The sequence below is a fragment of the Chitinimonas naiadis genome (assembly GCF_054780835.1).
Genome location: NZ_BAAGVO010000001.1, coordinates 118,539 through 142,179 on the forward strand (window position 1 = coordinate 118,539; position 23,641 = coordinate 142,179).

Below are 23,641 nucleotides of genomic sequence, written 5' to 3' on the forward strand. Positions count from 1 at the left end.
TCGCGTCCAGAATGGTATGAATAAGGGTATTGATAGGAAGTGTAGCTGCTGTTGCACAGTCCTGGCTGCCCAAGTGGCGACCGCCTGGGCGCTGGGTTTGCGGGCGGCCTGCGGGCCAGGGCCGCTGGCGGAGGCGTATATCCGGCCCGAATCCATGCCGCGACAAGACCCATGGCAACAGAACCTAGGTATGATACGGCACTTCCGCGCCTTGCCGCAGTCTCCAACGCTCCTACCTTTTTTCAAGTACTCCATGCGTACACTGCTGATTGCCCTGATGCTCGCCGGTTTGTCTGCCTGCAGCTACCTCACTCCCTACAAGCTGGACATGCCGCAAGGCAACGCCGTGACCGCGGACCAGGTGGCCAAGCTCAAGCTCGGCATGACCCGGGCCCAGGTGCGCTTCGTGCTCGGTTCGCCCCTTCTGGTCGATGCCTTTCATCCCAACCGTTGGGACTACATCTATTACGACAGCCGTGGCGGCAAGTTGCAGAACAACAAGCGCTATAACGTGCTGTTCGACGGCGACCGCGTGATCAGCATGGGTGGCGAAACACTGGAAGCCCGTGCCAGCGTCGCCGAGAAGGCGCCGGAAGATCCGCGTGCTGCTGCCAAGGCTGCGCAGGCGGCGCAGAAGGAAGCCGGTCAATGAGTGCGGTCCTGCGCGTTGCCATCGCCGGGGCATCCGGCCGCATGGGCAAGGTGCTGATCGAGGCGGTGCTGGCGGCGCCGGACTGTGCGCTGACCGTGGCACTGGGCCGTGCCGGTTCGGCCGGGTTGGGTCTGGATGCCGGCTTGCCGCTGGGCAAGCAGACAGGTGTCCTGATCCGTAGTGATGTCGAAGCGGCATTGCAGGATGCCGACGTGCTGATCGACTTCACCCGTCCGGAGGGCACGCTGGAGCATCTGGCCATCTGCCGGCGACAGGGCGTCAACCTGATCGTCGGGACGACCGGTTTCGACGATGCCGGTAAGGCGGCGCTGAAGGCCGCGGCTGCCGATATCGGTATCGTGTTCGCGCCGAACATGAGCGTGGGGGTGAACCTGACCTTCAAGCTGCTGGAAATCGCCGCCAAGGTGCTAAACGAGGGTTACGACATCGAGATCGTCGAGGCGCACCACCGCCACAAGGTGGATGCCCCGTCCGGTACGGCACTGGGCATGGGTGAAGCGGTTGCCCGTGCACTGGGCCGCGACCTCAAGGAATGCGCGGTCTATGGCCGCGAAGGGGTGACCGGGGCGCGTGATCCCTCCACCATCGGTTTTGCGACCGTGCGTGGCGGCGACGTAGTGGGTGACCATACCGTCATGTTCATGGCCGATGGCGAACGGGTCGAGATCAGCCACAAGGCCAGCTCGCGCGCCACCTTTGCGCAGGGTGCCGTCCGTGCTGCCGGCTGGCTGCGTGGCAAGCCGGTAGGGCTGTACGACATGCAGGACGTGCTGAATCTCAAGTAGCAGGTGTTGCGTTTCGTCCGCCGCTGTCGATGAACGGGAAGCCAGGTGCTTCCCTTTTTGCTAGGCTGCTCGCAGAGTCCAACGACGGAGCCTTGAGCATGAGTTTCCATACCACCGATATCAGTGATCATCACGGCGAACGGGTACAGGTCGCCGATCCTATCTTCCAGCCTTATGGCGGACGGCTGCAATTTGCCGGACCCATCGCCACGCTGAAGGTGTTCGAGGACAACAGCCTGGTCCGCTCCGCGCTGGAAACGCCAGGCCATGGCCGGGTGCTGGTGATCGATGGCGGCGGCAGTCTGCGTTGTGCGCTGGTTGGCGGTCAGTTGGGTGAGCTGGCGGTGCAGAACGGCTGGTCGGGCATCGTGGTGTGGGGGTGCGTGCGCGATACGGCCGAGCTCAATGCCCAGGATGTCGGTATCCGCGCACTGGCGGCCCACCCCCGCAAGAGCATCAAGCGCGGTGAGGGCTGCCGCGACCTGGTCCTGCATTTTGCCGGGGTGAGCTTTACCCCTGGCCATTGGCTCTATGCCGATGAGGATGGTCTGGTGATCGCCTGCGAGCCGGTGGAGTAGACGCCAAAGAAAAAAGGAGCCGAGGGCTCCTTTTTTACGGTCTTTGTGTCGATGTCGTATCGACCTGACCGGCCTACTGGCTGACGCCCTTGGTCACATTCTCCTCGACGATGCGCCAGCCAGCATCGAGCTTGCGTAGCTCCAGGGTCTTTTCCACTTCATCGTTGTAGGTGGCGGAGCTGTAGCGCTGCGTCAGTTGCAGGCGTGCCTGCTTGCCGTCGAGCCGGGCGACTTCCAGCATGGGCAGGCTGACGCTGACCTCGCCGCTCTTCTCCAGCCGCTGCTTGCGCTGGCTTTCCCATTGGGCACGGCTCTGGCCATTGGCAGGCTTGAAGTCCGGTGCATACAGGGCCAGGTAGGCCTGCACGTCCTTCGCACTCCAGCTTGCAGCCCAGCGCTTGGCCAGGTCGAGTACGGCAGCCTTGTCACTGTTTTCCACCGGTGCCTGGACTGACGGCACGATGATGGTCTTGGGCAGGTTCTGCTTGTCGAGCACGGCCGGCGGCGGCAGTTCGGTGCTGCAGGTCAGTTGGCCGTCCTTGGCATCCAGGCCGCCGCTGTCGTCGCTGATCGGGTCGACCACCGGGCGCAGTTGCAGCGCGGGCAGTAGGCGGCTGGAGTAGGATAGGACGCGCACCTTGGCGAAGTTCAGGTCTTCTTCGGCATTGGTCAGGGCACGGCGGGCCTCGAACAGTTCGTTCTCGGTATCCAGAAGGTCCAGCAGCGAGCGCTGGCCGATATCGAACTGCTGGCGATAGGCGTCGCGCGCCTTGGCGGTGGAGAGTTCGTGCTGGCTTTGCAGGCGGATCTGTTCTTGAATGCGGCTGAGGTCGTTCCAGGCGATCTGGGCCAGTTGGCGGATATCGCGGCAGGCTTTGTCACGCAGGTCGTAGGCGCCATTGAGCTGCTCGGCGTACTGGCGGATGCGCGCGCTGTCGGCCCCGCCGTTGAACAGGTTGTAGTTCAGTACCAGCATCACGCTGCTATCCTTGTACTCGCCGCTCAGGCCATTGCGATTCTTCTCGTAGCTCTGGGCTGCGCGTAGTTCCAGCGTGGGCCAGCGGCTGGACTTGCGTAGCTCGGCGTCGGCCCGGCTGGCCCGGATGGTGGCGATCGCGGAGCGGAAGCCCGGATTGCGGGCGATCGTATCGGCCAGGAAGCCCTCGCGCTGCGGCAGGGACGTATCCAGATTGGGCAGGGCGGCCAGTTGGCCTGCGGGGTAGTCGCCGACCATGCGCTGGAAGCGGGCGGAAACATCCTGCAGGTTGCTTTGCTCGGTCAACCAGTTGGATTCCGCCAGTGCCATGCGGCCGGCGGCTTGTTCCAGGTCGACGCGGCGGCCGACACCCGCCTTGACCTTGTCGGTCAGCTGGGCGTGGATCTCGACATGCTTGGCGTAGTTCTGGCGGGCCAGGTCGGACAGTTCTCGGTAGCGCAGGACGTCGATATAGGCGCGGGCAGCTTCCAGGGCGGTGTCATCGGTGGTGGCCAGCAGGTCGTAATAGCGGGCCTGGCGAGCATGGCTCAGCCGGCGTACATCGTTCTGAGTGGCGAAGCCGTCGAACAGGGTCTGGCGCAACTGCAGTGTGGTGGCGGTATCGGTATAGCTTTGACGCGGCAGGATGGGGGATTCGCTGCGCATGCGGCCGGTATTGGCCTGCAGGTCCAGCTTGGGGAGCCAGCCTGCCTTGGCGGCCTGCTGTTCATGACCGGCTGCGTTCAGGGAGTGGTAACGCAGCAGTACGTCCGGGTTTTGCATGATGGCCTGTTCAATGGCCGCTTTCAGCGTCGTGGGTTGTTCACCCGCCACGGCTGGCAAGAGGCAAGCCACACTGGCCAGCAAGGCAAACCCGTAATTCGTCTTCATCTGCGTCGGTCTTTCCTGTAAGGTATTTTCGGGTACTCGTCGGCCAGAGCCGACAATGCGACAGCATGACTATCTGCCGCTCCGCTGAATATGCTTATTGTATCGGCTGAATAAAATATAAAACACATATAAATCAACGACTTTTGATTAGTTAAGGCTAATTAACCTGTGGATAAGCAGCAGCGGCGATTGATAGCTCGATGCCATTGAATCAGCGCATTCAATACAAATATCCCAGCATGACAAAGATTTGGCTCCGCCTGATGCGGTGGTGCCTTGGCAGTATAGTAATAGTTTTCTCAATGACATTGGCATTCGGCTTGCCGAATTTCGATATCCTGTTCAAGTCATTTTCACAGCGTTGGGGCGCCACGCCGGCCCCGAGATTCCAGGCCTGGCGCGACCTGATGCGCGATGGTGCTGGTGGTAGCGAGCTGGAACGGCTCAAGACCGTCAATGATTTCTTCAATCGGCAGATTGCTTTTGGTGATGATCCGGCTATATGGGGGCAGGTGGATTATTGGGCAACGCCACTTGAAACATTGGGGCGTGGCGCTGGCGATTGCGAGGACTTTGTTATTGCCAAGTATTTCACGCTCAGCTACCTCGGTGTCCCCATCGACAAATTACGCCTGACCTACGTCAAGGCAAAGATAGGTGGCGCTTCGAGCTCCATCAGTCAGGCCCATATGGTACTGACCTATTACGCCCAGGCCGATGCCGAACCATTGGTTCTGGATAATCTGATCGGTGATATCCGACCTGCTTCCCGCCGGCCCGATCTGACGCCGGTATTCAGTTTCAATAGCAATGGCGTGTGGGTCGGGGGGGGCAAGCAGGCCAGCTCACCGGTAGAGCGGCTGTCACGCTGGACTGAATTGCTGGCGCGTATGCATAGCGAGGGTTTTGAACAATGAAGTGCATGTTTTATCGAATCATCGGGAAGGAATAACCATGTCCTTGCTTCGACAGCTTTGGCTGATTGTCCTGCTCTCCACGGCCCTCGCCTTTATTGGGGGGTTTGCCGTCAACCTGGTCACCGCGCGGCAATATCTGGAGCAGCAACTGCTGACGCAGAGTGCCGACAATGCCGCCTCGCTGGCCCTGTCCATGTCACAGCAGAGCAAGGACCCAGCCATGGTGGAGCTGATGGTCAGCGCCTTGTTCGATTCCGGTCACTTCCGCTTGATCCGCTATGAGGATGTCCATGGCAAGACAGTCATCGAACGGCGCAACGATGCCGCGGCGGATCGGGTGCCGGGCTGGTTTCCTCGGCTGGTACCCCTGGAGGTCAAGCCTGGTGTGGCCCAGGTTTCCAGCGGCTGGAGCCAGGCGGGGCGCGTCGTGGTCGTGGCGCATGAGCGCTTTGCCTATCAATCCTTGTGGAATGGTGCACTGACCTTTTTGCTGGTGATGAGCCTGACCGGCCTGGTATCCGGCCTGGCCGTCACGGTGCTGATACGCTGGGTACGCAAGCCGCTGCGAGAGCTGGTGGAGCAGGCGGCGGCGATCGGCGAGCGTAACTTCATCACCATGCGTGAACCCGATGTGATCGAGTTGCGCCTGGTAGTGCGGACCATGAATGCCATGGTGGACAGGGTGCGGGCGATGTTTGCCGAGCAGGCCGACCGTATCGACGAGTTGCGTACGCAGGCCAATCGCGATGCGCTGACGCGCCTGCCCAACCGCGACCATTTCCTGGGTCGTCTGCGGCAGACCTTGAGCGAGGAGGAGGCGGCGGTCCACGGCGCCTTGCTGTTGCTGCGCCTGCATGATCTGGCCGGGTTCAACCGCCTGCATGGTCGTGCTGCCGCGGACCAGTATCTGCAAGCTGTCGCGTCGTCCTTAGGCAAGCTGCTGGAACCACAGCCCGATGCCCTGCTTGCCCGCCTGAACGGGGCGGACTTTGCCATCCTGCTACCGGGGGTGGGACGTACCGAGGCGGAAGCGTTCGGCCGGAGCGCCTTGCAAGTGCTGGCCGAGCTGGCAGGTATGGGGGATGGTGCTGGCGAGGCCCAGGGTGGCATTGCCTTTTTTGTGCGCGAGGATAGTGAAAGCCGCTTGCTGGCCATGGCCGACCAGGCGCTGGCGCAGGCGGAGGCCGAAGGCAAGCAGGCGCTGGTATTGGCAGGATCGGAAGCCGGCATGGCCGATAACGCGGCCGAATGGCGCGGCCTGCTGGAGCAGGCGATGGCGAAAAAGCAGTTCACGCTGGCCAGTTTCCCGGTGCTGGATCGCGACGGTGCAATCCTGCATCACGAGGTCTTGCTGCGGCTACAGGCGGCCGATGGCGGCCTGCTGACCGCAGGGCAGTTCATGCCCATGGCGGCCCGGCTGGGCTTGCTGTCGCAACTGGATCTGATCGCCATCGAGCTGGCCTGCCAGCGACTGCAGGGCAGCGATGAGCAGTTGGCGGTCAATCTGGCGCCGATCTCGATTGCCGATCCGGCTTTCTTCAGTGCGCTGTCCGACCTGCTGACGCGGCAGGGGGCGGTGAGCAAGCGGCTCTGGCTGGAGGTGAACGAGCTGGGGCTGGGTGGCCAGTACGAGCGGCTGGAAGCCTTGGCCGCGCTGGTGCGCAGTCATGGTGGCAAGCTCGGGATCGAGCACTTCGGTCGCCAGTTTGGCCGCATCCCAGCCCTGTATGACCTGCGGCTGGACTACCTCAAGATCGACGGTAGCTTTATCCGCAATATCGACCAGCAGGCGGGTAACCAACAACTGCTGAAGGCCATTGTCGGCGTCTCGGGCGGTGCCGGCCTGGTGGTCCTTGCCGAGGCGGTGCATACCGAGGCGGAGTGGCAGTCTCTACGACAACTGGGCATCCACGGCATGACCGGTCCCTACGCCACCCTGCAGGCCAGGAACGCGCACTAACCGTCGATATATCGCGAATGGATGTGAAAAGTCCCCGCTGATTACCCTGTGTTCCGGGTAACCAGCGGGGACTTTTTCGTTCCTGCTGGGCGATACCTGCTCAGTGGTGGTTCAAATCACTTTTCTTCATGAGTTCGGCGATCAGGGCGGCGTGGCTGGCGGCATCGGCATCCTGCAGCGGCGCATGCTCGATGCCCTGAGTATGCGCATTGACCTGCGGGTTGCCGTTGTCCTGCACCGCCTTGTCGGCGCCACTGGCCAGGCCGGCCTTGTCGGCCGTATCGGCCGGCAGATGGTGGCTCAGGTCACGGTCCGAGCCCTGGGCGCCTTGCAAGAGGTCACGCAGGTCCAGCTTGTCATCATGGCTGGCAGCCGGTGCTTCGCTACCCTTGGCAGGTACGGTGTTGGCGTGGCTGTCGCCAAGCGACCACTTGAAGGTGTCGCCGCCAAGGTTCAGTGCACTGCTGGTCGTTCCTGCGTGGGCCGGCGTGGCATGGGTGCCAGTGTCGTCCGTGCCGGCATGGGCGGGCGCTGCAGCGGTCAGTGCCGTCACCGCCAGCTTGCCACTTTCGACCGTAATCGGCTGAGCGGCCGCATGATCATGGGCGGCTGCTGCATCCGTCACGTTGTGTTCCTGGGCAACGGCCGGCGGCTTGGCCGCGTGCGCCTGGCTGTCATTGCTGCTGACGGCCGCGGCGTGGCTGGCATCGGTCGTGCTGGCTGTGCGGGCGAGCGTGCTGGCGTGGCTATCGCTGTCCACGCTGCTGACCGAGGCCACCATCATGGGTGTCGTGGCGGTGGCGCTGTTGACGGTCACCGTCAGTGTCGTACCGACACTGGCGGTCGAGCCATTGGCGGTCTCGGTGCTGGTGGTGAGCAGGCTCATATTGAGCGTGCCGGTGAAGCCGGTCGGTGCCTTGACCTGCAGGGTGGTGAGATCCCAGCCAGTGATGTTCACGGACTTGTTGGCGCTGGTCGCAGTGAAGGTGTGGCCGCTGCCATCCTTGAGCGAGAGACCGACAGCCAGGTCGTTGAGCGAGACCTTGAGCGTTTCCGAGCCATCGGTATCCGGTGTGGCGGGAACCAGCTTGGAAATTGCGATCCAGCTATTGGCGTTGCCCTGGTCATAGACCGCCGGATAGTAGCCACCGCCACCTACGGTGACGAAGCTGCCATGCTGGCCGCTGCCGGCGTCGATGGTCGTGATGCCGGTGTAGATGGGCAGGCTGCCCAGCGCAGCGGCGGTGCTGCCGTTGACCGAGACCTGGATGCTCAGCGCGCCGATGCCCGTACCGTTGTACTGGAAGGCTTCCAGCGTGAAGTAGCCGCTGGTGGTCGGCGTGTAGGTGTTGCTGGTGTAGTTGCCATAGCTATCCCAGCTATCGGATCTGACCACCGTACCGCCAATCTCAAGGCGGAAGGTATCGTCCCGGTAGCCGCTGAAGACATAGCTCTTGCCGGCTTCGAGATAGACCAGGCCGGTGACGCGGATACCGTCGTCGGTGCCTACCGCGTTGTGGTTGGCGTTGTCGTAGTTGACGCTGGTCACGACCGAGGTCGTCGTCGGCGTCAGTGCCTTCATGGCCGCTTCGAGTGTCGACACGTCCTTGGCAGTGTTGTTGTCGTAGTTGGGCATCTTGGTGAAGTAGTCCAGTGTCAGGCCGTTGCCTGCCGGCGGTGTAGTGATCCCGGTCGATGGCAGGCTGCCACCGGTCTTGCTAACCGTTGGCGTATCGGCCACCGGGCGGATATCGATCACCATGGTGGCGCTATTGCCGGTGTTCGGGCCGTCGGTCGCGGTGAAGCTGAAGCGGGCGTAGTCCTGCTTCTGGTCGCCGGTGCCCGTCGTGCTGTAGCTGTCTATGCCGGACTCGTTGGCGTCGGGCATGAAGCGCAGCTTGCCGCTGCTGATGTCGGTCTGAGTGAAGGTCTGGTTCAGCGCAACGCTGGTCCAGGTTCCGTTGTTGTTGTACTGCAGGACACCGTCGGCCGGCAGGCTGCTGATCTTGATCGACAGACCGGTATTGCCGTTGGCGTCGGTGGTGCCGAAGTTAGTCCAACTAAAGACGTAGGCGGTGTCTTCAGTTCCGGTGATGGCGACCGGCGCCGAGACCGGCGCGGCGTCGTTCACGGCATAGCTACCGGTGGTCGAGGCGCTGGCAGGATTGCCAGCGGTATCGGCGGTGCTGACCGAGGCGGTGAGGTTGTGGGACGAGTTGGCGACCAGATCACTGCCGGCAACGTTGATGCTGAAGGTATTGCCGGCCAGCACCGTGCCCGTGTAGCTCTTGCTGCCGACCGTCAGGGTCACCGTATCGCCGGCATGTGCATCGCCACCGACCGTGCCGGTGATGGCCACAGTCGAGGCGGCTTCGCTGGCGTTGACGATATTGTCGGCGGTAACCGAGTTGAGCGTGATCGTGGCAGTCGCCGTGGTATCGACCGTGTGATTGTGAACGCTGGTGACGGTGCCGGTATTACCGGCGGCATCGCTGGCCACGACCTTGGCGTTGATCGACGTATCGGCGGTGAGATCGCTACCCTTGATCGAAACCGAGTAGCTGCCGTCGGCGGCAGCCGTTGTGCTGTAGCTGGCACCATTGACCGTCAGGGTGACGGCGTCGCCTGCCTTGAATTCGCCGGTTACCTTGCCGGTGACGATCACGTTGCCCCCGGCTTCCGCTGCATTGACGATGTTGTCGGCGGTGATGTTATTGACGGTGATCGCCGTGGTGGCGGCGCTCGGTGCCGTGGTGTCCACGGTATGGCTGTGGACCGAGGTGGCGCTGCCGGTATTGCCGGCGGCATCGGTCGCCAACACCTTGGCGTCGATGGTGGTATCCGCCACCAGGTCCGAGCCCTTGATCGAGACCGAGTAGCTGCCGTCGGCGGCGGCCGTGGTGTTGTAGTTGGCACCGTTGACTGTCAGGGTGACGGCGTCGCCAGCCTTGAATTCGCCGGTCACCTTGCCGGTGACGACTACATTGCCGGCGGCTTCGGCGGCGTTGACGATGTTGTCAGCGGTGATGTTGTTGACCGCGATGGCCGTGGTGGCGTTGGTCGGTGCGCTGGTGTCCACGCTATGGGCGTGAACCGATGTCGCGCTGCCGACGTTGCCAGCGGCATCGGTGGCCAGCACCTTGGCGTCGATGGTGGTATCGGCGGCGAGATCCGAGCCCTTGATCGAGACCGAGTAGCTGCCGTCGGCGGCGGCCGTGGTGTTGTAGTTGGCGCCATTGACGGTCAGGGTGACGGCATCGCCGGCCTTGAACTCGCCGGTCACCTTGCCGGAGACTGTGACATTGCCTGCCGCTTCCGCGGCATTGAGCACATTGTCGGCCGTGATGTTATCAACGGCGATGGTTGTGCTGGCATTGTTCGGCGCACTGGTGTCGACCGTGTGAGCGTGGACCGAGGTCGCGCTGCCGACGTTGCCGGCGGCATCGGTGGCCAGTACCTTGGCGTCGATGGTGGTGTCGGCTGCGAGATCCGAACCCTTGATCGAGACCGAGTAGCTGCCGTCGGCGGCGGCTGTGGCGCTGTAGTTGGCACCGTTGACCGTCAGGGTGACGGTATCACCGACCTTGAACTCGCCAGTGACCTTGCCGGTGACGGTGACATTGCCTGCCGCCTCGGCGGCATTGAGCACGTTGTCGGCCGTGATGTTGTCGACGGCGATGGCGGTGCTGGCATTGCTTGGGGCAGTCACGTCCACGCCATGGGTATGGACCGAGGTGGCGCTGCCGACGTTGCCGGCGACATCGGTGGCCAGGACCTTGGCGTCGATGGTGGTATCGGCTGCGAGGTCCGCCCCCTTGATGGAGACGCTGTAGCTGCCGTCGGCGGCGGCCGTGGTGCTGTAGTTGGCACCGTTGACGGTCAGGGTGACGGTATCGCCAGCCTTGAACTCGCCGGTGACCTTGCCGGTGACGATGACATTGCCGGCGGCTTCTGCGGCATTGAGTACGTTGTCGGCCGTAATGCTGTTGACGCCGATGCTGGTCGTGCCGCTGTTCGGCGCACTGGTATCCACGCCGTGGCTATGCACGGTGCTGATGGTGCCGGTGTTGCCGGCCGCATCGTGGGCGACCGCCTTGGCGTCGATGGTGGTGTCGACGGCCAGATCGCTACCCGCGACGATAGCCGAATAGCTGCCATCGGCGGCCACAGTGGTGGTGTAGTCGTGACCGTTGACGGTCAGGGTGACAGCGTCGCCGGCCTTGAATTCCCCGCTCACCTTGCCGGTCACGGTGACATTGCCACTCGCTTCTGCGGCGTTGACGATGTTGTCGGCGGTGATGTTGTCGACCGCGATGCTGGTCGTCGCACCGTTCGGCGCCGTGGTATCGACACTGTGGGTGTGGACGGTGCTGATGGTGCCGACATTGCCGGCCGCATCGTGGGCGACCACCTTGGCGTCGATCGTGGTGTCGGCAGCCAGATCACTACCGGTGATCGAGGTCGAATAGCTGCCATCGGCTGCAACGGTGGTGCTGTAGTCGTGGCCGTTGACGGTCAGGGTGACGGCATCGCCCGCCTTGAATTCCCCGGTCACCTTGCCGGTGACCGTGACATTGCCGGCCGCTTCTGCGGCGTTAAGGACATTGTCGGCGGTGATGTTGTCGACCGTGATACCGGTCGTGGCACCACTCGGTGCGGTGACATCGACGGCATGGGTATGGACGGTGCTGATGGTGCCGACGTTACCGACGGCATCATGGGCGACGACCTTGGCGTCGATGGTGGTATCGGCGGCCAGATCGCTGCCGGTGATCGAGGTCGAGTAGGAGCCGTCGGCCGCAACCGTGGTGCTGTAGTCGTGACCATTGACGGTCAGGGTGACGGCATCGCCCGCCTTGAATTCGCCGGTCACCTTACCGGTCACCGTCACATTGCCGGCGGCCTCGGTGGTATTGAGGATGTTATCGGCGGTGACATTGTCGACCGTGATGCCGGTCGTCACACCGCTCGGTGCCGTGGTATCGACACCATGGGTATGGACGGTGCTGATCGTGCCGGCATTGCCGGCCGCATCGTGGGCAAGCACCTTGGCGTCGACGGTGGTATCGGCGGCCAGGTCGCTACCGGCGACCGAGGTCGAGTAGCTGCCGTCCGCCGCGACCACCGTGCCGTAGTCGTGGCCATTGACGGTCAGGGTGACGGCATCGCCAGCCTTGAACTCACCGGTGACCTTGCCGGTCACGGTGATGTTGCCGCCAGCTTCGGCAGCGTTGACGATGTTGTCGGTGGTAATGCTGTCGACGGCGATGCTGGTGCCAGGATTACTCGGCGCCACGATATCCACGGCATGAGTGTGGACGGTACTGATGGTGCCGGCGTTGCCCGCAGCGTCGTGCGCGACCACCTTGGCGTCGATGGTGGTGTCGGCGGCCAGATCGCTACCGGCAACCGAGGTCGAGTAGGAGCCGTCTGCCGCGACCGTGGCGTTGTAGTCATGGCCATTGACGGTCAGGGTGACGGCATCGCCCACCTTGAACTCACCGGTGACCTTGCCGGTCACGGTGATGTTGCCGGCGGCTTCGGCGGCATTGAGGATGTTGTCGGTGGTGATGTTGTCGACCGTGATGCCGGTCGTGGCACCGCTCGGGGCCGTGACGTCGACGGCATGGGTATGTACGGTGCTGACGGTACCGGCGTTGCCGGCTGCATCATGGGCGACGACCTTGGCGTCAATGGTCGTATCCGCCGCCAGGTCGCTACCGGTGACCGAGGTCGAGTAGCTGCCGTCGGCGGCCACGGTGGTGCTGTAGTCGTGGCCATTGACGGTCAGGGTGACGGCGTCGCCGGCCTTGAATTCACCGGTGACCTTGCCGGTCACCGTGACGTTGCCACTGGCCTCGGTGGCATTGAGGATGTTGTCGGTCGTGATGTTATCGACCGTGATGCTGGTGGTAGCCGTGCTCGGTGCCGTCACGTCGACCGCGTGAGTGTGGACGGTGCTGACGGTACCGGTGTTGCCGGCGGCATCGTGCGCGACCACCTTGGCATCGATGGTGGTATCGGCCGCGAGGTCCGCACCCGTAATGCTGGTCGAGTAGCTGCCATCAGCGGCGACCGTGGTGGCGTAGTCGTGGCCGTTGACGGTCAGGGTGACGGCATCGCCGGCCTTGAATTCGCCGGTGACCTTGCCGGTGACCGTGACATTGCCGGCCGCTTCTGCGGCGTTAAGGACGTTGTCGGCGGTGATGTTGTCGACGGTAATGCTGGTCGTGGCACCGTTTGGTGCCGTGATGTCCACCCCATGGGTATGGACGGTGCTGATCGTGCCGGCATTGCCGGCCGTATCGTGCGCAATGACCTTGGCGTCGATGGTGGTATCGGCCACGAGATCGCTACCTGCGATCGAGGTCGAGTAGCTGCCATCGGCCGCCACGGTGGTGCTGTAGTCATGGCCGTTGACGGTCAGGGTGACGGCGTCGCCGGCCTTGAACTCGCCGCTCACCTTGCCGGTGACGGTGACATTGCCACCGGCCTCGGCCGCATTGACGACGTTATCGGTCGTGATGCTGTCGACAGCGATGCTGGTACCCGGATTGGCCGGTGCCAGCACATCGACTGCATGGGTGTGGACGGTGCTGACGGTGCCGGCATTGCCAGCAGCGTCGTGCGCGACGATCTTGGCGTCGATCGTCGTATCTGCTGCCAGGTCACTACCGGTGACCGAGGTCGAGTAGCTGCCATCGGCCGCAACCGTAGTGGTGTAGTCGTGGCCATTGACGGTCAGGGTGACAGCGTCGCCCGCCTTGAACTCGCCGGTGACCTTGCCGGTGACGGTGATGTTACCGGCTGCTTCGGCGGCGTTGACGATGTTGTCGGTGGTAATGCTGTCGACACTGATCGCAGTGGTCGCGTTGCTTGGGGCTGTCGTATCGACGGCATGGGTATGCACGGTGCTGACGGTACCGGCATTGCCGGCGGCGTCGTGCGCAACCACCTTGGCATCGATGGTGGTGTCTGCCGCGAGGTCCGCACCCGCAATGCTGGTCGAGTAGGAGCCATCGGCGGCGACCGTGGTGGCGTAGTCGCGACCATTGACGGTCAGGGTGACGGCATCGCCGGCCTTGAACTCGCCGGTGACCTTACCGGTAACCGTCACGTTGCCGGCGGCTTCTGCAGCGTTGACGATGTTGTCGGCGGTGATGCTGTCGACACCGATCGCGGTGGTCGCATTGCTTGGCGCTGCCGTGTCGACGGTGTGGGTATGCAAGGTGCTGACGGTACCGGCATTGCCGGCGGCGTCATGCGCAATGACCTTGGCGTCGATGGTCGTATCGGCGGCGAGGTCCGCACCGGTAATACTGGTCGAGTACGAACCATCGGCGGCAACGGCACTGCTGTAGTCGTGGCCATTGACGGTCAGGGTGACGACATCGCCGGCCTTGAATTCGCCCGTTACCTTGCCGGTGACCGTGACGTTGCCACTGGCTTCTGCGGCGTTGAGGATGTTGTCGGCGGTGACATTGTCGACCGTGATCGCCGTGGTGGCGTTGTTCGGTGCCAGCACGTCGACAGCGTGGGTGTGAACGATGCTGATCGTGCCGGCATTGCCGACAGCGTCATGGGCAACCACCTTGGCGTCGATCGTGGTGTCGGCGGCCAGGTCGCTACCCGTGATGGAAGTCGAGTAGCTGCCATCGGCGGCAACCGTGGTGTTGTAGTCGTGGCCGTTGACGGTCAGGGTGACGGCATCACCGGCCTTGAATTCACCGGTGACCTTGCCGGTGACGGTGATGTTGCCCCCGGCTTCGGCCGCATTGACGATGTTGTCGGCGGTGATGTTGTCCACGGTGAGGGTCGTGGTCGGGCTGGCCGGCGCTGCGGTATCGACGGCGTGGGTATGGCTGCCGGTAACGGTGCCAACGTTGCCGGCGGCGTCGTGCGCCAATACCTTGGCGTCGATCGTGGTGTCGGCGGCGAGATCGCTGCCGGCGACCACGGTGGAGTAGGTGCCATCGGCGGCGACGGTGGTGCTGTAGTCGTGACCGTTGACGGTCAGGGTGACGGCATCGCCAGCCTTGAGCTCACCGGTGACCTTGCCGGTGACGGTGACGTTGCCGCCGGCTTCGGCGGCGTTGACGACGTTGTCGGCGGTGATGCCATCTACCGTGATGGTGGTGGTTGTATTGCTCGGCGGGGTGACGTCAACGCCATAGCCTTCGCTATCGGTCGCGGTGGTCGAGTTGCCACTGGCCGAGGTCGTGGTGACCGAGGCACTGATGCTGTGACCGGCATCGGCCGACAGGTCGCTGCCGGCGACGTTGATGCTGAAGGTGTTACCGGCCTGGACGGTGCCGGTATAGCTGTGGCCGTTGACGCTCAGGGTCACGGTATCGCCAACCTTCACGTCGCCACCGACGGTGCCGGTGATGGCAATGTTCTGACCGGCTTCGGTGCTGTTGATCACGTCATCGGCGGTGATGTTGGCGTCGAGCGTGATGGTGGCGATAGGGGCGGCGGTATCGACGGTGTGGGTGTGGCTGCCGGTGACGGTGCCGACGTTGCCGGCAGCGTCATGGGCCAGGATCTTGGCATCGATGGTCGTATCGGCTGCCAAGTCTGCGCCTGCAATGCTGGTCGTATAGGAGCCATCGGCAGCGACGGTGGTGCTGTAGTCATGACCGTTGACGGTCAGGGTGACGGCATCGCCGGCCTTGAACTCGCCGGTGACCTTGCCGGTGACCGTGACGTTGCCTGCGGCTTCGGCGGCGTTGACGACGTTGTCGGCCGTGATGCTGTTGACGGTGATCGTCGTGCCGGCGTTGTTCGGTGCCATGACATCGACGCCATGGGTATGGACGGTGCTGATCGTGCCGGCATTGCCAGCCGTATCGTGCGCGATGACCTTGGCGTCGATGGTGGTGTCGGCGGCGAGATCGCTACCCGTGATCGAGGTCGAGTAGCTGCCATCGGCGGCAACCGTGGTGCTGTAGTCATGACCGTTGACGGTCAGGGTAACGGCGTCGCCGGCCTTGAACTCGCCGGTCACCTTGCCGGTGACTGTCACGTTGCCGGCAGCTTCGGCGGCGTTGACGATATTGTCGGCCGTGATGCTGTCCACCGTGATGGCGGTACTGGCATTGTTCGGCGCCAGGGTATCGACAGCATGGGTATGGACAGTCGAGATTGTTCCGACATTCCCGGCGGCGTCATGCGCCAATACCTTGGCGTCGACCGTGGTGTCGGCGGCCAGGTCCGAACCGGCAACGCTGGTCAAATAAGAACCATCGGCCGCGACGGTGGTGCTGTAGTCATGGCCGTTGATGGTCAGCGTGACGGTATCGCCGATCTTGAACTCGCCGGTGACCGTGCCGCTGACGGTGATGTTGCCACCCGCCTCGGCCGCATTGACGATATTGTCGGCCGTGATGCTGTTTACCGTGATGCTGGTGGTCGCGCTGTCCGGGGCGGTCGTGTCGACCAGGTAGTTGCCGGTACTGGTCGCGGTTGCGGTATTGCCCGCCGCCGTGGTGGTGGTGACCGACGCGGTAATGCTATGGCTGCCATTGGCGACCAGATCGCTACCGGCGACATTGATGCTGAACACATTGCCGGCTTGCACCGTGCCGCTATAGGTCTGGCTACCCACCGTCAGGGTGACGGTATCGCCTACCTTCACGTCGCCGCTGACCGTACCGGTGATGGCGACGTTGGAGGCCGCTTCGGCGGCGTTGACGGTGTTGTCGCTGGTGACCACATCCAGGGCGATACGGGCGCTCGCCGTGGTATCGACCGTATGGTTATGGACCGCGTTGGCGCTGCCGACATTGCCGGCGGTGTCGTGGGCCAGCACCGTGGCATCGATGCTGGTGTCGGCCGCCAGGTCGGCCCCGGCGACGGCGACCGAGTAGCTGCCGTCGGCTGCCGCGGTCGTGTGGTAGTCGTGACCGTTGACCGACAGCGTGATTGCATCGCCAGCCTTGAATTCGCCGGTGACCTTGCCGGTCACCGTGATGTTGGCTGCGGATTCGGCGGCATTGACGATGTTGTCGGCGGTGATGTTGTCGACGCTGATGCTCGTCGTGGCATTGCTTGGCGCGATGACATCGACGGCGTGGGTATGCACGCTCGTGATCGTACCGACGTTACCGGCAGCATCGTGCGCCAGTACCTTGGCATCGACGGTGGTATCTGCCGCGAGGTCTGAACCAGCAACCACGGTCGAGTAGGAACCGTCGGCGGCGACGGTGGTGTTGTAGCCGTGGCCATTGACGGTCAGGGTCACGGTGTCGCCAGCCTTGAACTCGCCGGTGACCTTACCGGTGACGGTGATATTGCCGCCTGCTTCGGCCGCATTGACGATGTTGTCGGCGGTGATGCTGTCGACGTTGATGGCCGTCGTGGAGTTGTTGGGTGCCTCCACGTCAACCGCATGGTTGTGTACGGTCGTGGCGCTGCCGATATTGCCGGCGGCGTCGGTCGCTGCGACCTTGGCGTCGATACTCGTATCGAGCATCAGATCGAGCCCCTTGATCGAGGTCGTATAGCTGCCGTCGGCGGCGACGGTGGTGACATAGTCCTTGCCATTGACCGTCAGCGTGACCGTATCACCCGTCTTGAACTCACCGGTCACCTTGCCGGTCACGGTGACGTTACCGGCGGCCTCGGCCGCATTGAGGATATTGTCGGCGGTGATGTTGTCGACACTGATGCTGGTGGTGGCATTGTTTGGTGCAATCACATCCACGCCGTAGCTGCCGGTATCGCTGGCGCTTGCCGTGTTGCCTGCCGCCGTGGTGGTGCTGACCGCGGCGGTAATGCTGTGACCCGCGTTGGCGACCAGGTCGCTACCGGCGACGTTGATGCTGAAGGTGTTACCGGCGAGCACCGCGCCGCTGTAGGTCTGGCTGCCGACGGTCAGTGTGACGATGTCGCCTGCCTTGACGTCACCGCCCACGCTGCCGGTGATGGCGACCGTGGCGGCGGCTTCCGCTGCATTGACGATGTTGTCGGCCGTGACGGTGTTGAGGACGATGCTGGCGGCTGCGCCGGTATCGACGGCGTGGGTGTGGCTGCCGGTGACGTTGCCGACGTTGCCGGCGACATCGTGTGCCAGGACCTTGGCGTCGATGGTGGTGTCAGCAGCGAGGTCCGTACCCGTGATGCTGGTCGTATAGGAACCATCGGCGGCGACGGTGGTGCTGTAGTCGTGGCCGTTGACGGTCAGGGTGACGGTGTCGCCCGCCTTGAATTCGCCAGTGACCTTGCCGGTGACGGTGACATTGCCATTGGCTTCGGCCGCGTTGACGATGTTATCGGCTGTGATGTTGTTGACCGTGATGGTCGTCGTCGCATTGCTCGGCGCGATGACGTCGATACCATAGGTTTCGGTATCGGTGGCCGTCGTGCTGTTGCCATTGGCCGAGGTCGTGGTGACCGTAGCGCTGATGCTGTGACCGGCATCGGCCGCCAGATCACTACCGGCGACGATGATGCTGAAGGTGTTACCGGCCTGGACGGTGCCGGTATAGCTGTGGCCGTTGACGCTCAGGGTGACGGTGTCGCCGACCTTCACGTCACCACCGACGGTGCCGGTGACGGCAATGTTCTGACCCGCTTCGGTGCTGTTGATCACGTCATCGGCGGTGATGTTGGCGTCGAGCGTGATGGTGGCGATAGGCGCGGCGGTATCGACGGCATGGGTGTGGCTGCCGGTGACGGTGCCGACGTTGCCGGCGGCATCGTGCGCCAATACCTTGGCGTCGATGGTGGTGTCGGCGGCGAGATCGCTGCCGGCGACCACGGTGGAGTAGGTGCCATCGGCGGCGACGGTGGTGCTGTAGTCATGACCGTTGACGGTCAGGGTGACGGTGTCGCCAGCCTTGAACTCGCCGGTGACCTTACCGGTCACGTTGATGTTGCCAGCCGCTTCGGCGGCATTGACGAGGTTGTCAGCCGTGACGCTGTCGACCGTGATCGTTGTGGTGGCGTTGCTCGGTGCGACGGTATCTACCGAGTAGCCCTCGGTATCGGTTGCCGTTGCGGTATTGCCTGCGACATTGGTCGTGGTGACCGAGGCGCTGATGCTGTGACCGGCATCGGCCGCCAGATCACTACCGGCGACGATGATGCTGAAGGTGTTACCGGCCTGGACGGTGCCGGTATAGCTGTGGCCGTTGACGCTCAGGGTGACGGTGTCGCCGACCTTCACGTCACCACCGACGGTGCCGGTGACGGCAATGTTCTGACCCGCTTCGGTGCTGTTGATCACGTCATCGGCGGTGATGTTGGCGTCGAGCGTGATGGTGGCGATAGGCGCGGCGGTATCGACGGCATGGGTGTGGCTGCCGGTGACGGTGCCGACGTTGCCGGCGGCATCGTGCGCCAATACTTTGGCGTCGATGGTGGTGTCGGCGGCGAGATCGCTGCCGGCGACCACGGTGGAGTAGGTACCATCGGCGGCGACCGTGGTGCTGTAATCATGACCGTTGATGGTCAGGGTGACGGCATCGCCGGCCTTGAATTCGCCGGTGACCTTGCCGGTGACCGTGACGTTGCCAGCGGCTTCGGCGGCGTTGACGACGTTGTCGGCGGTGATACTGTTGACGGTGATCGTTGTGGTGGCGTTGTTGGGCGCGACCAGATCCACGCCATAGTTACCAGCGGTGTTGGCGGTGGCGGTGTTGCCCACTGCCGTGGTCGTGGTGACCGAGGCGCTGATGCTGCGACTCGCATCGGCCGCCAAGTCACTGCCAGCGACGTTGATGCTGAAGGTGTTACCGGCCTGGACCGTGCCGGTATAGCTATGACCGTTGACGCTCAGGGTCACGGTATCACCAACCTTCACATCACCACCGACGGTGCCGGTGACGGCAATGTTCTGACCTGCCTCCGTGCTATTGATGACATTGTCGGTGGTGATGGCATCCAGCGCAATGCTGGCCGCGGCACCGGTATCGACGGCGTGGGTGTGGCTGCCGGTGACGGTGCCGACGTTGCCGGCGGCGTCATGGGCCAGGATCTTGGCATCGATGGTCGTATCGGCTGCCAAGTCTGCGCCTGCAATGCTGGTCGTATAGGAGCCATCGGCAGCGACGGTGGTGCTGTAGTCATGACCGTTGACGGTGAGGGTGACGGTGTCGCCAGCCTTGAACTCGCCGGTGACCTTGCCGGTGACGGTCACGTTGCCGGCGGCTTCTGCCGCGTTGACGAGGTTGTCGGCGGTGATGCTATTGACCGTGATCGTGGTGGTGGCATTGCTCGGTGCGACGGTGTCTACCGAGTAGCCCTCGGTATCGGTCGCTGTCGTGCTGTTGCCATTGGCCGAGGTCGTGGTGACCGAGGCGCTGATGCTGTGGCCGGTATCGGCCGCCAGGTCGCTCCCAGCGACATTGATGCTGAAGGTCAGCCCGGCCTGGACGGTGCCGGTATAGCTATGGCCGTTGACGCTCAGGGTGACGGTATCGCCAACCTTCACATCACCACCGACGGTGCCGGTGATCGCAATGTTCTGGCCCGCTTCGGTGCTGTTGATCACGTCATCGGCGGTGATGTTGGCGTCGAGCGTGATGGTGGCTGCAGGCAGCGAGGTATCGACGCCATAGCTGCCGGTCGTGCTGGCGGTGGCATTGTTACCGGCGGCGGTGACGGTCGTGACCGAAGCGGTAATGCTGTGGCCGGCATCGGCGACCAGATCGCTGCCGGCAACGTTGATGCTGAAGGTCTGCCCTGCCTGGACGGTGCCGGTATAGCTGTGGCCGTTGACGCTGAGGGTGACGGTATCGCCAATCTTCACGTCGCCGCCGACCGTGCCGGTCACGGCGACGTTGCCGGCAGCCTCGCTTGCGTTCACGAGGTTGTCGGCGGTAATCGGATTGAGCGCGATGCTGGCGCTGGCCGAGGTGTCGACGCTGTGGTTGTGCGTGCCGGTGACCAGGCCGACATTACCGGCGGCATCGTGCGCCAGCACTTTGGCGTCGATAGACGTGTCGGCGGCGAGGTCGCTGCCGGCCACGACGGTTGAGTAGGAGCCGTCGGCCGCAACCGTGGTGCTGTAGTCATGGCCGTTGACGGTCAGGGTGACGGCGTCGCCGGCCTTGAACTCGCCGGTGACCTTGCCGGTGACGGTGATGTTGCCGCCGGCTTCAGCCGCGTTGACGATGTTGTCGGCGGTGATGCTGTTGACCGTGATCGCGGTCGTGGCATTGCTGGGGGCCGTGGTGTCGACGGTATAGGCGCCATTGGCCGTGGCGCTCGAGCTATGGCCCAGGGCGTCGACCGTCGTGATGGTGGCGCTGACGGCGTGCGTGCCCGCTGCGGCTAGGTCGGCACCGGCTACCGGTACGCTGAACGTATTGCCGGCTTGTACCGTGGTGCTATAGGACTGGCCGTTGATCAGCAAGGTGATCGTATCGCCGACCTTGGCGTCGCCACCGACCACGCCCGATACCGCGACGGTACCGCCAGCCTCGGCAGCGTTGACAATATTGTCGCCTGCGATGGCATTGAGGCTGATGGTCGGGGCCGGTGCGGCATTGCTGACCGTATAGCCTTCGGTGTCGGTCGCGGTTGCGCTGTTGCCTTCGCTATTGGTGGTGGTGACCGAGGCGCTGATGCTGTGGCTGGCATCGGCCGCCAGATCGCTGCCGGCGACGAGGATGCTGAAGGTCTTGCCGGCCTGGACCGTGCCGGTATAGCTGTGGCCGTTGACGCTGAGGGTCACGGTATCGCCAACCTGCACATCGCCACCGACCGTACCGGTAATCGCGATGTTCTGGGTCGCCTCGGTCGCATCGATGATGTCATCGGCGGTGATGTTGGCGTCCAGGGTGATGGTGGCGGTCGGGAAATCCGGCACCGCGTTGACGCCAATCTTGATGGTGATGGTGTCCGTGCCGCCCTGGCCATCGCTGACCACGGCCTGGAAGCTATCGGCGCCGTTGTAGTTGTTGTCCGGGGTGTAGGTCCAGCTGCCGTTGGCGTTGAGCACCAGCGTGCCATGGGCTGGTCCGCCTGCCAGGCTGTAGCTGAGCGGGTCGCCGTCGGCATCGTTAGCGAGCAACTGGCCGGTCAGCGGCGTGTCTTCCGGGGTGTACAGGATCTGGTCGATACCCACCGGTGCATCATTGACCGGCGTGATGCCGACATTGATGGTGGCCGTGGCGGTGCCGCCGTGCCCATCGCTGACCACGATCTGGAAGCTGTCGGAGCCGTTGTAGTTGCTGGCGGGCGTGTAGGTCCAGCTGCCGTTGGGGTTGACCACCACGGTGCCATGGCTAGGATCTGTCGCCTTGCTGAACGTCAGGGCGTCGCCGTCGACATCGTGCGCGGTCAGGCTGCCGCTGACAGGGGTGTCTTCCGCCGTGGTGACGCTCTGGTTGCCGGCGATAGGCTGGCCGTTGCCGCCGATCAGTATCGGCGCATCGTTGACCGGGGTGACGCCGACATGGATGGTGGCGGTGGTGGTGCCCCCCTGGCCGTCGCTAACCACGATCTGGAAGCTGTCTTCGCCGTTGTAGTCCTGGCCCGGGGTATAGGTCCAGCTGCCATCGGCACCGACGCTGACGCTGCCGTGTGCCGGGTTGCTGCCCTTGCTGAAGGTCAGCGGGTCGCCATCCACGTCGCTGGCGTGGAGCTTGCCCTGGACCGGCGTGTCCTCCGGCGTCGTGACATGCTGGTCATTCGCGACCGGTATCCCGTTCTGGTCCACCAGGATGGGGGCGTCGTTCACCGGCGTGATGCCGACATTGATGGTGACGGTGGTGGTGCCGCCCTGACCGTCGCTGATCACGACGGTGAAGCTGTCGTTGCCGTTGTAATCGGTCTTGGGAACATAGGTCCAGTTGCCGTTCGCGTCGACGACCACGCTGCCGTGTGCCGGGTCGCTGCCCTTGCTGTAGCTGAGCGTATCGCCATCCACATCCTTGCCGAGCACGGTGCCGCTGACGGGCGTGTCTTCGGGTGTCTGGACGTTCTGGGTATTACCCAGCGGATTGCCGTTGCCATCCACGCGGATCGGTGCATCGTTGACCGGGGTGATGGTCAGCGTGGCGGTCGCATTCGAGGTCTGGCCGTAGGCGTCCCGTACGGTATAGCGGATGGTATCGGTGCCGTTGTAATCGGCGTCCGGGGTGTAGCTCAGCGTGCCATCGGCATTCACCAGCACGGTGCCATGCTCGGCGATGGGCTGGCCTACGATGGTCAGCGTGCCGCCATTGGGGTTGCTGTCATTGCTGCGGACATCGACCGTGATGGTCCGGTCTTCGGACAGCGTGTAGCTGTCGTCCCTGGCTTCGAGTGGATCCAGTTGGTTGCCGGCGGTCGGGGTTACCTCGTCGCTGGCGCTACGGCTGGTCGACTGGCTCGGCGTGGCCGAGCTGTCGACGGCTTCGCTGATACGCATCAGGCGGATAAAACCATGGGCGTCGCTGGCATCGCCACCGGACAGGCCCGCCGCGGTGGGGTCCAGCTCCAGCGACAGGTCGCGGCCTTGGTTCAGGGCCTGGATGACTTGGTCCGGGCTGCCATCGAGCAGCTTCAGTGCGGCTTCGCTGGCATCCACTGGCGCCAGGCCCAGCAGGGTGGCGTCGACCAGCAATTCGCGGCCCGCGGCGATATCCAGAGACTGGCCGTTGGGCAGGCCGAGTTCGAGCTGGCTGCCCTGCTCGGTGATCACCACCTGGCCGGTCTGTACCTCATCGCCGACCTGCAGCGCACGGCGCTGTCCCTGTGCGTCCAGTACCCAGGCACGGCCTTGCAGCAAGGTCACGGTACCGTGTGCGGCGGCGGTGTTTTGTTGGTCAGCCATGGGGGTGCTCCTGGACGCAATAAGGGGAATGGTGCGGATGCTAGCAAGCGCACCGGCGCACCGATATTGTCCTTGAGTACAGGTAGCGGTTCTTCA

7 protein-coding genes are annotated in these 23,641 nt (G+C 63.6%); 5 read left to right on the forward strand and 2 right to left on the reverse strand.

The annotated features are described in order from the left end of the window. Positions 1 to 253 precede the first annotated feature (253 nt). The 3 genes from ACYVHK_RS00530 to rraA all read left to right on the forward strand — a co-directional run bounded on the left by ACYVHK_RS00530 (position 254) and on the right by rraA (position 2,036). Positions 254 to 652, forward strand: a complete 399-nt coding sequence (locus ACYVHK_RS00530) for an outer membrane protein assembly factor BamE (RefSeq protein WP_460526491.1) — start codon at positions 254 to 256, stop codon at positions 650 to 652. Further along, complete coding sequence (gene dapB / locus ACYVHK_RS00535; RefSeq protein ID WP_460526493.1) at positions 649 to 1,458, forward strand: 4-hydroxy-tetrahydrodipicolinate reductase; 810 nt, start codon at positions 649 to 651, stop codon at positions 1,456 to 1,458. The genes ACYVHK_RS00530 and dapB overlap by 4 nt, the downstream gene beginning before the upstream one ends. A 98-nt stretch (positions 1,459 to 1,556) precedes the next feature. Next, positions 1,557 to 2,036: an RraA family protein gene (gene rraA, locus ACYVHK_RS00540; protein ID WP_460526495.1), complete on the forward strand. Its 480-nt coding sequence runs from the start codon at positions 1,557 to 1,559 to the stop codon at positions 2,034 to 2,036. A 73-nt stretch (positions 2,037 to 2,109) separates the two neighbouring features. On the opposite strand, the gene ACYVHK_RS00545 is transcribed toward rraA, so the two are convergent. Beyond that, the gene (locus ACYVHK_RS00545; RefSeq protein WP_460526497.1) at positions 2,110 to 3,903 is read right to left on the reverse strand and encodes a TolC family outer membrane protein; all 1,794 of its coding nucleotides are present in this window, start codon (positions 3,901 to 3,903) and stop codon (positions 2,110 to 2,112) included. A gap of 200 nt (positions 3,904 to 4,103) precedes the next feature. On the opposite strand from ACYVHK_RS00545, the gene ACYVHK_RS00550 reads away from it, so the two are divergent. Both ACYVHK_RS00550 and ACYVHK_RS00555 read left to right on the forward strand, forming a co-directional pair. After that, on the forward strand, positions 4,104 to 4,820 hold the full coding sequence (locus ACYVHK_RS00550; protein WP_460526499.1) for a transglutaminase-like cysteine peptidase: 717 nt from the start codon (positions 4,104 to 4,106) through the stop codon (positions 4,818 to 4,820). Between the two features lie 37 nt (positions 4,821 to 4,857). Beyond that, positions 4,858 to 6,780 carry a bifunctional diguanylate cyclase/phosphodiesterase gene (locus tag ACYVHK_RS00555; protein ID WP_460526501.1) on the forward strand — a complete coding sequence of 641 codons (1,923 nt, stop codon included), beginning with the start codon at positions 4,858 to 4,860 and terminating at the stop codon, positions 6,778 to 6,780. Positions 6,781 to 6,880: 100 nt separating this feature from the next. On the opposite strand, the gene ACYVHK_RS00560 is transcribed toward ACYVHK_RS00555, so the two are convergent. After that, positions 6,881 to 23,545 (reverse strand): Ig-like domain-containing protein, encoded by a 16,665-nt coding sequence (locus ACYVHK_RS00560; RefSeq protein ID WP_460526503.1) that lies wholly within the window; start codon positions 23,543 to 23,545, stop codon positions 6,881 to 6,883. Positions 23,546 to 23,641: the final 96 nt, after the last annotated feature.

Excerpts from the sequence above, each read along its gene's own strand:
- ACYVHK_RS00530 (WP_460526491.1), top strand. The coding sequence starts at position 254 with ATGCGTACACTGCTGATTGCCCTGATGCTCGCCGGTTTGTCTGCCTGC.
- dapB (WP_460526493.1), top strand. The coding sequence starts at position 649 with ATGAGTGCGGTCCTGCGCGTTGCCATCGCCGGGGCATCCGGCCGCATG.
- rraA (WP_460526495.1), top strand. The coding sequence starts at position 1,557 with ATGAGTTTCCATACCACCGATATCAGTGATCATCACGGCGAACGGGTA.
- ACYVHK_RS00545 (WP_460526497.1), bottom strand. The coding sequence starts at position 3,903 with ATGAAGACGAATTACGGGTTTGCCTTGCTGGCCAGTGTGGCTTGCCTC.
- ACYVHK_RS00550 (WP_460526499.1), top strand. The coding sequence starts at position 4,104 with ATGCCATTGAATCAGCGCATTCAATACAAATATCCCAGCATGACAAAG.
- ACYVHK_RS00555 (WP_460526501.1), top strand. The coding sequence starts at position 4,858 with ATGTCCTTGCTTCGACAGCTTTGGCTGATTGTCCTGCTCTCCACGGCC.
- ACYVHK_RS00560 (WP_460526503.1), bottom strand. The coding sequence starts at position 23,545 with ATGGCTGACCAACAAAACACCGCCGCCGCACACGGTACCGTGACCTTG.